Origin of the sequence: Spirosoma endophyticum (assembly GCF_900112365.1) — a bacterium.
GTDB classification, from domain to species: Bacteria; Bacteroidota; Bacteroidia; order Cytophagales; family Spirosomataceae; genus Spirosoma; species Spirosoma endophyticum.
Genome location: NZ_FOLQ01000005.1, coordinates 25,194 through 32,551, shown reverse-complemented (window position 1 = coordinate 32,551; position 7,358 = coordinate 25,194). Strand labels below are relative to the sequence as shown.

Genomic DNA, 7,358 nt, shown 5'->3' with positions numbered 1-7,358 from the left:
CACAATAACGGAGCAGCGTTTTCATAGCAGATAGTTAGTTTAGGTAAACGTATCAGCCTGGAAGGGCCTTTCTTTAGTTTCGCACATACATGCCTGGTCACCACAAAGTGCCAAAAGGTACTGTTGAACTTTAAAAGAAAGACAGGCCGGGCCGCCGGTGCGGTAAGAAGATAGTCCAGCGTTCCCATATCATCGAAAGATGTATAACCGGCGCACCTCAGGTTACTTCTTACCCCTGTCAGGCCTTGCCCTAAAATTGTACTACTTCTGACAATATCAAAGCACTTCAAAGATATGTCCGGCGTCCCGGTTCAAACAATCGGCCAAGATTGAATTGCTATTGGCCCTGGTGGTCTTTGCTTACATGCTGAGTGTGGAAGCGGGCGAAGCGGACAGTGAGCAAATCGGGATAAAAACTTACTGGAATGGCAATAGCAGTCCAGCGCAGTCGCTGTTCAAGAATGGATTGGAAGTGCTTAATGCGACCCTACTGGTTTTTGATCAGTTTATAGGCTACCTGCTAGGTATTTTTAAGTCGGCGAAACCGCGTCGATTTCGTTTTGTCCAGTAGTTTGGCGGATATACCACGAATGTGCCAGCTGCCCCAATTCTAACGAACACACCTCAACAGCACCGACTTCGCCTGTACTGCTGAGGTATGTCTTTTTTTTGGTTCAATGGACTTACTCTTTTCAAACTAATTGTAAATGTTGCCAACTTGGCAACATTTTTATAAAACCTTTATTATCAATACATTACTAAGTTGACAAACTATTCATGAGTTCTTAAGTACTTTTAAGCTTCTTAGCTTTACTAACTAGGGCTATTATTTTATTGCAAACATCCTCAAAATTTGGTGAAGTGTGATCTAGTTGTGATACAGTATTAGTAATTTGTTTAATGACATTAGCGACTTTACTAGCATCATAAGTTAATTTCGTTGGTTCTTTTGATGAGGTTGACTGATCAAACGTGAGTAATTCGGGTAAAGAAAGAGGGGTGTTTACTTCAGAGACTCGCCCAACACTTCGGATCAGTTCCTTTGCTACTTTCTGCTTGCCACTTAAAACTTCTTGTTTGAGATCAGGGGTCAATTTATCAATACCTTCTGAATATTCACGGTCTCGGTGAATTGTTCTTGGTGACACATTAAATTCCTGAGCCAGACGGTCCTGTGTCCGCTGGCCCATGCTTTGTTCTTCAGTTTTTTCGTCTTGAATAGGCCTTCCTGCAGTTTGTCGTTCATTTCGATATTTAAGTCCTCTTAGATATGATGTTTGCTCAGGCGTTAGATTTCGGCGTCCCAACTGGTTATTAATCATAAAGTCACGAACAGCCTGAAGGCTTAGAAATTCGCGAAGAACGACTTTAAAATCAATACTGTGTTTTTTGCATATCGAATATCGATTATGCCCATCCACCAATATGTTGACAGGTGAACCGTTTTCAGTTCCATCGATTATTCCTTGAGTAGTTTGCCAGATCAGTAGGGAATCCCGACAACCTTCTTTCCGAATGTTATCTTCTAACTGCTCATATTCACTTTCTTGAAGTTCTGGAATAAGTGCCTGTAACTCTGGAAGAATTGTAATGCTGGCTTTTACTTCATCTAGTATACCCTGCATTAAATTGGCAGTGTTTCTATGTAGCACAGGGGATTCTCCAGAAGCCGTAGCAAATCGTTTCATAATAAAGGGAAGAGCTTAAAAAGAATGGTTTGCAAATACCTCATCAGCTAGTGATTGGTAATCAGTGGCACCCGTTGATGATGGCTTATAATCGAAGATAGTTTTACCTATATACTGTGATTCGGCAATAGCCACATTCTGGCGGATTTCCGTATTGAAAAAAGGTTGACCTTTCAAATTATCCCTGACCTTACCCATCAGTTCACGATGGAGTACTAATTGAGGATTTACTTGAGCCATTACGATACCTTCAACTTTTAATCTGGGGTTGAACGATTCCTGAATATCAGTGATAAGCTCTAATAAGTTATACATTCCTTTAACGGCTGAGGCCTCCGGTTCAAGAACAACTAGGGCAGCTGTGGAAGCTACTAAAGCAGAATAGGTAAATATATTCAAAGATGGTGGGCAGTCAATTAAGATATAGTCGTATTTAGCCAGTAGTGGTGCTAATACATTTCGGAAGCGTAATACTCCACTTGGCGTTTTAATAAGCTCAGCTTCTGCCCTAGATAATTCTAAATCACTTGGTACTAGGTGAAAGGAATCTGATAGAGTAAGTACAGGCATCTCAATCCCTGCTGTCAGCGCCTGAAATAACTGTTTCTCTGGATTATGAATGCCCAAACTTTGGGAAAGATTTCCTTGGGAATCCATATCAATCAACAGAACTGATTGATGGCGGTTCACTAACCCCTTACCTAAATTGATTGTGGTAGTAGTTTTTCCTACTCCCCCTTTATGGTTAACTACAGAAATGACTGTTGCCCGACGATTTCGAAACTCTTCAATACCGTATTGTGCTAAAATGGGCTCTAAGGCGCGTAAGTGAGACTCAGTTAGTTTACGCTGACCACTAATTGCTTTTGCTAGGGTACCGGTTGGAAGGCTAGCTTCCTTAGTTAATCCCGAATGAGAAAGTGTTGGCTTTTTCTTAAGGAAGGCGCATATCTCGTCATGAGTAAGCATAATAGAGGAGTAAATTTTTGCCTTAAATTTATACCTTTTTTAATATTAAAATACAACTCTGGTATAATTTTCTACCCAACAATCTTTATAACTCTTTTGTATGCTACGATTAATGACGTATATATTGTTACAGAGATGATGTCTGCAAATATTTATAGATTTAAACAACTGATGATAAGTTATTTATCCTTTAACTTTCAGAAATTATATGATTCTTCAACTCAAACTTATTGATTTTATTAAAAAATATATGCCTGATCTAACAATAATTGCTTGGTTATCAGTAAGTTATTCGCTTAATTTCAGTAATTGTATTATTCTCAAACCTCTTCATCAAAACAGTTTAATCAATATAAAAATTAACTAATTGGTTATTAGATACTTATAGCTTAAATTTCAGTAATTATATGATTAACTCATACTCTTAAAATTGTTGTAAGAAGTATACTTAATTATAATTTTTCTAATCGTAATACTCTGATTATGAGTAAGTTGTCTATTTAGTTTCAGAAATTATATTATATAAGTTTATAACTAAAGGTTTAACAGCCTTGGTGTAACTAAAAGGTTGTTATAACTTATTGATATACAAATAATTGTCAGCTAACTTTCAGATATTATATGATAAATTTAAAAGAAAAGTACGCAGATAAATAGTATATAACTATTTGATTATCAATTATTTACAACTTAACTTTCAGATATTGTACGATCCGGCTTAAAATACAATATTTCTACTGATGACTTTTTTGCTTTTTCTTATCTAAAACTTAAGACTTATCCACAATTTTTTATCTTTAATTACCTACAGTCAAATATTGTGAATCATTTTTTTATTAAACTATTTGATTCTTTGAGCGTGTTATAACTTTTTGATTACTAGGTATTTATAAAGCTCTTCTTTCAGAAATTGTACGTTAACTTTCAGAGATTGTATTGTTATTTTCAGAAATAGTCAGATTCAACTTTCAGGAATTATATGGTTATAAGCGCTTAACTTTCAGGAATAGTCAGATACTTTTCAGAAATTGTATGGTTGATAAATACTCTCGGTAATTCATTATGGCAGAAGTTAGTAAACGTACTGAAAATAAACGCAAGGGTGATAAAGTCGTACATACATTGCTCTATCAAGGGAATAGCATCACAACGGCTCGTTACGAGATGAGCGAGTTGCAAAAGAACTTAATGTATACACTTCAAGCTGCTGTGCGTCCAGAAGATACAAATGATACTGTGTATACCTTTAAAGTTCAAGATATAATGCACGACCTTGATAGAGACCCTGATAATGGCTACAGGAATCTGCAAGAGGCAACAAAAGGAATGATGCAAGTTGTTTTTGAAATGTATGTCAATGGCCAACTCGTGCAGGTAAATCCTTTTTCAAGTGCTGTCTATGATTATGGAAGAGGAACAATAAGTCTTCGGGTTGATCCTAACATGCGTCCTTTACTTACGGGCCTAACTGGAAATTTTACCACATTTGGTAAAGAAATGGCCATGCGAATGACGGGAAAATATGCAAAGAGGTTGTATGAGATGTTTTCGCAATGGAAAGATATTGGCACGTTTAAAATAGCAATACTCGATTTAAAACACCGGCTAAATTTATTTGATCCTGAATCTGGAAAGGAAGAGTATAATATCTCCAATTTTTTTCGCTTCGTTATTGACCCAGCCGTAAACGAAATAAATCAGCGAAGTGATTTACTGGTCCGATTTCGTCAGCATAAGACAGGTCGAAAAATCACAGACTTAACATTTACCATTAAGTGGGTCAGGCTTGAACAAGAGTTATTTCTACCTGGAATCGATAGTGATGCAACGCTAGTAGGGGAGAGGCTCATAACCCGGTTTGGATTGAGAGCTGATCAGCGGGATCGAGTCTTATCAAATTTTGACTTGGTGACTATTCGTAAAAAGTTGTTAGAAATTGAAAAACGAAATTCATCTAAAGCGATTGAAAACTGGGGTGCTTATACGGCTAAAGTGTTTGGCGTATAACTCATTCTTGACGTTGTAACGGGTTATGAATCTACCACCTACCAAACCTCACTATTCGAAATGATTTTGGCCTGTATGTAAAATGAAATTGAATGAAAATACGCTTTTTTGGGCAAGAAAAGCCAAATATTGGAAATATCTATAGTAAAATGTGGCTGTGAGTACCAAAATTTGGGTTTATACAAGTCTTTTTGAACTTGACCGACTAAACCTCACTCTTTAATTATATATAAACGGACAAGACTTTATTTTTATCTTAGTATAACTCGCTGATAGTTAGAATCTTATAAGCCCAATTTTACTAATAGAACAAATAATTAGCTATTGGAAAAGTAATATGGTTTATTTACTTTTATAGTAAATAAACCATTCGTTTTTTCATATTATACTCATGCCCCGCAAACCTATTAAACGTGATGACGAAGCCCCCCTGGAGGGCCTGCGCACCGTCCTCAAAACCCAGGCTATTACCCTCTCGCCAGGCATCAACCAGATTACTAATTCGCCCCCAGCCGATCCCCACCTGGAATACTACTTCATTCCAAAGCAGTATATGAAACAGTATCAGGCCTACAACCGGCCTGGTAAACCCCTAAAAAACCTTAAATTAGTCAATTACGACAAGCCCGCTATCTCCCTCTCCTTCTTTTATAAACACAAATACTCCATTGAACGACAGGTTATCCATGCCGATGTAGTGCAACACATCAAGAATTACCGTGATGAACTATTGAACCGATCCCTGATGGAGCAGCTCAGCGTGGGCCAGTTGAAAGAACTTAAGCAGACGGACGAACTCCTGCGTAGGGTGAGAGAAGAGCCCCATGCCTACCAGGCTTGCTTTTCCAATTACCACCACAAATATTACTACTGGTATTGTACCTACCGCTATTTTGATGATCTGGCCAGTCTGAAAACGACCACCAGTAGTGAACACTTACTCAAGCACACTGAGCGAGTTGGCCATGAGGTGCATGAACGGCTCAACATCATCTTCATTGATCCCGAGTATATTAGCGAGTCGGTGCCCCATGACCATAAAATCATTGACCGAGAACTCAAAAGCTTTCCCATTCACCTCCGACAGGGCATCACCACCTTATATCTGCGAGAAGTTTAATGGGCAATTAACGGCGCTAGGGGAGGAGGGAAACTCCTGATTGACAGGTATTTATGCAGGATTCGTTGACTTAGTTCTCTTGGAAAATAACCGCCAGATGTCTATCTTGTAGCCTCAGCGGACATTAAGAGTTGGGCAACGTAATTCTAGTTGGATTGCTCCTGGCATTGACTTATTTTAGGGTGTTAGCCAAGGATTGAACTCGAATTTCAAATACAAACGGCCCAGCAGTTGGCCGTGGAGGGTGTACAGGAGGATGCTAAAAAGTTGAGCGCCTTAGCTCCCCATGAGTTGGTAATCAAAGGCTATGAAGTGATGGCGCAGTATCAACTAAAGCCCTGGCAAAAAGACCTAATCATAACCGATCCTGAGCTACTCGAAACGCTATTTCGACTTCATTCTGAATTTCTAAATGGCATGCGTCCAGACGTGAAGAACCGAAATAAATAGTTAGCTAGATCTCTGGGGTTGGATAAATTAAAGCCGCCAAAAACGTCAGGACGGGATACGCAGACGGCAAAAGCACCACAGCCATAGTTAAGTTTTTATCCATCGGCGCCTGATACACGAATGAGTGGTCAGACTCAATCGATTGGCTCATTGCTCGGAAATATTTTACCAAAAAAAAGGGCTAAACGTTACAGAATTTGTCCCTTCTTGAGGACTCAGACATGGCTCATAAACTACTGATTTCAGTAGCCTACAATCTGTTATATAACTTATCTTATGTTAACCTAGACCTAATTTCAACTACATAAGTCATGTGAAAACCAACGCTTTAGGTCGGCTTTACAACTAAACTTCCGCTCGTTTTCTTGATGCGAGGTCGTTTGGGCCGGGCGGGCTTAGGAGATTGAGAGGAAGACGGCTCGGCGGGTAGATTGCCAGGGGCTTGTTCGAGATTCATTTTTCAGGGTTGTATTTTAAAGCCAACTCCCAACTAGCCAGTAGAGTTTTTGAAAGGGCATCCAGGATAACGGGGATTTGCAAGTAGTTAGGTAACGGATGCATCGCCCAGTTCTATCTCATTAGATATGCCATGACTGGCGGTGCGTTCATGGTACCCCAACTGGGCTGGTTCCTCAATCCTTCATTCAGGGCTTTAGCTCGCAAACTCATGAGTTGATCCAGGCGGGGTGAAAGTGGTTCTTCATTGTTCCTGGTTTAATGGCCAAGTAGAGACCCCAAGGGATGAGTCAAACGACTCGTCAAGACACCGATTCGTTGAGGACAAAAGGCTGGGGCCAGTATAAATAGGTCCCTACTGGCATGCCGCGCTATACGAATCGACCTTAGAACATAGCCTGGCCTGAACGGGTTGTTATCTGTATACTGATACACCCCAGGACCAACCTATGGAAGCAATACGCATAATAACTCTATTGGCAGTCTACTTCAGCTTGCCGATAACACAAGCGCAAACCAAAAAAACACCATCACTTATACCATCCCAATCGGTCAGTGTGGCTCAGGGCCAGGTAGCTCGATGGGCAGGCAACTGCCTGCGCTGTAGTTTAGAGAAACGAGCCTGGGGCCCCGTTAATGGTACCTGCTATTATCCCGTTGATATGGAT

8 protein-coding genes and 1 pseudogene are annotated in these 7,358 nt (G+C 39.7%); 5 read left to right on the top strand and 4 right to left on the bottom strand.

Features of this window, described 5'->3' with window-relative positions; all coding sequences use genetic code 11:
• A partial coding sequence (locus BM202_RS37805; protein ID WP_218160561.1) for a hypothetical protein occupies positions 1 to 188 on the bottom strand: 188 nt, incomplete at its 3' end.
• 146 nt (positions 189 to 334) lie between these two features.
• On the opposite strand from BM202_RS37805, the gene BM202_RS14705 reads away from it, so the two are divergent.
• A complete protein-coding gene (locus tag BM202_RS14705; protein WP_093827349.1) occupies positions 335 to 571 on the top strand; it encodes a hypothetical protein in 237 nt (78 codons plus the stop codon).
• A 214-nt stretch (positions 572 to 785) separates the two neighbouring features.
• On the opposite strand, the gene BM202_RS14700 is transcribed toward BM202_RS14705, so the two are convergent.
• Together BM202_RS14700 and BM202_RS14695 are read right to left on the bottom strand one after the other, a co-directional pair.
• The gene (locus BM202_RS14700; RefSeq protein ID WP_093827348.1) at positions 786 to 1,688 is read right to left on the bottom strand and encodes a ParB N-terminal domain-containing protein; all 903 of its coding nucleotides are present in this window, start codon (positions 1,686 to 1,688) and stop codon (positions 786 to 788) included.
• 15 nt (positions 1,689 to 1,703) lie between these two features.
• Entirely contained in the window at positions 1,704 to 2,657 is a 954-nt protein-coding gene (locus tag BM202_RS14695; RefSeq protein ID WP_093827346.1) for a ParA family protein, read from the bottom strand.
• Positions 2,658 to 3,719: 1,062 nt separating this feature from the next.
• On the opposite strand from BM202_RS14695, the gene BM202_RS14690 reads away from it, so the two are divergent.
• From BM202_RS14690 to BM202_RS14680, 3 genes are all read left to right on the top strand, one after another.
• Positions 3,720 to 4,664, top strand: a complete 945-nt coding sequence (locus tag BM202_RS14690) for a replication initiation protein (protein WP_093827343.1) — start codon at positions 3,720 to 3,722, stop codon at positions 4,662 to 4,664.
• 391 nt (positions 4,665 to 5,055) lie between these two features.
• Positions 5,056 to 5,784 carry a hypothetical protein gene (locus BM202_RS14685; RefSeq protein WP_093827341.1) on the top strand — a complete coding sequence of 243 codons (729 nt, stop codon included), beginning with the start codon at positions 5,056 to 5,058 and terminating at the stop codon, positions 5,782 to 5,784.
• 231 nt (positions 5,785 to 6,015) lie between these two features.
• The gene (locus BM202_RS14680; RefSeq protein ID WP_093827339.1) at positions 6,016 to 6,234 is read left to right on the top strand and encodes a hypothetical protein; all 219 of its coding nucleotides are present in this window, start codon (positions 6,016 to 6,018) and stop codon (positions 6,232 to 6,234) included.
• 328 nt (positions 6,235 to 6,562) lie between these two features.
• Here the strand turns inward: BM202_RS14680 and BM202_RS38740 are convergent, their stop codons facing one another.
• A complete protein-coding gene (locus BM202_RS38740) occupies positions 6,563 to 6,691 on the bottom strand; it encodes a hypothetical protein (RefSeq protein ID WP_262507680.1) in 129 nt (42 codons plus the stop codon).
• A 448-nt stretch (positions 6,692 to 7,139) separates the two neighbouring features.
• On the opposite strand from BM202_RS38740, the pseudogene BM202_RS37800 reads away from it, so the two are divergent.
• A pseudogene (locus tag BM202_RS37800) lies at positions 7,140 to 7,358 on the top strand (M23 family metallopeptidase); the annotation flags it as partial.

Excerpts from the sequence above, each read along its gene's own strand:
- BM202_RS14700 (WP_093827348.1), bottom strand. The coding sequence starts at position 1,688 with ATGAAACGATTTGCTACGGCTTCTGGAGAATCCCCTGTGCTACATAGA.
- BM202_RS14695 (WP_093827346.1), bottom strand. The coding sequence starts at position 2,657 with ATGCTTACTCATGACGAGATATGCGCCTTCCTTAAGAAAAAGCCAACA.
- BM202_RS14690 (WP_093827343.1), top strand. The coding sequence starts at position 3,720 with ATGGCAGAAGTTAGTAAACGTACTGAAAATAAACGCAAGGGTGATAAA.
- BM202_RS14685 (WP_093827341.1), top strand. The coding sequence starts at position 5,056 with ATGCCCCGCAAACCTATTAAACGTGATGACGAAGCCCCCCTGGAGGGC.
- BM202_RS38740 (WP_262507680.1), bottom strand. The coding sequence starts at position 6,691 with ATGAATCTCGAACAAGCCCCTGGCAATCTACCCGCCGAGCCGTCTTCC.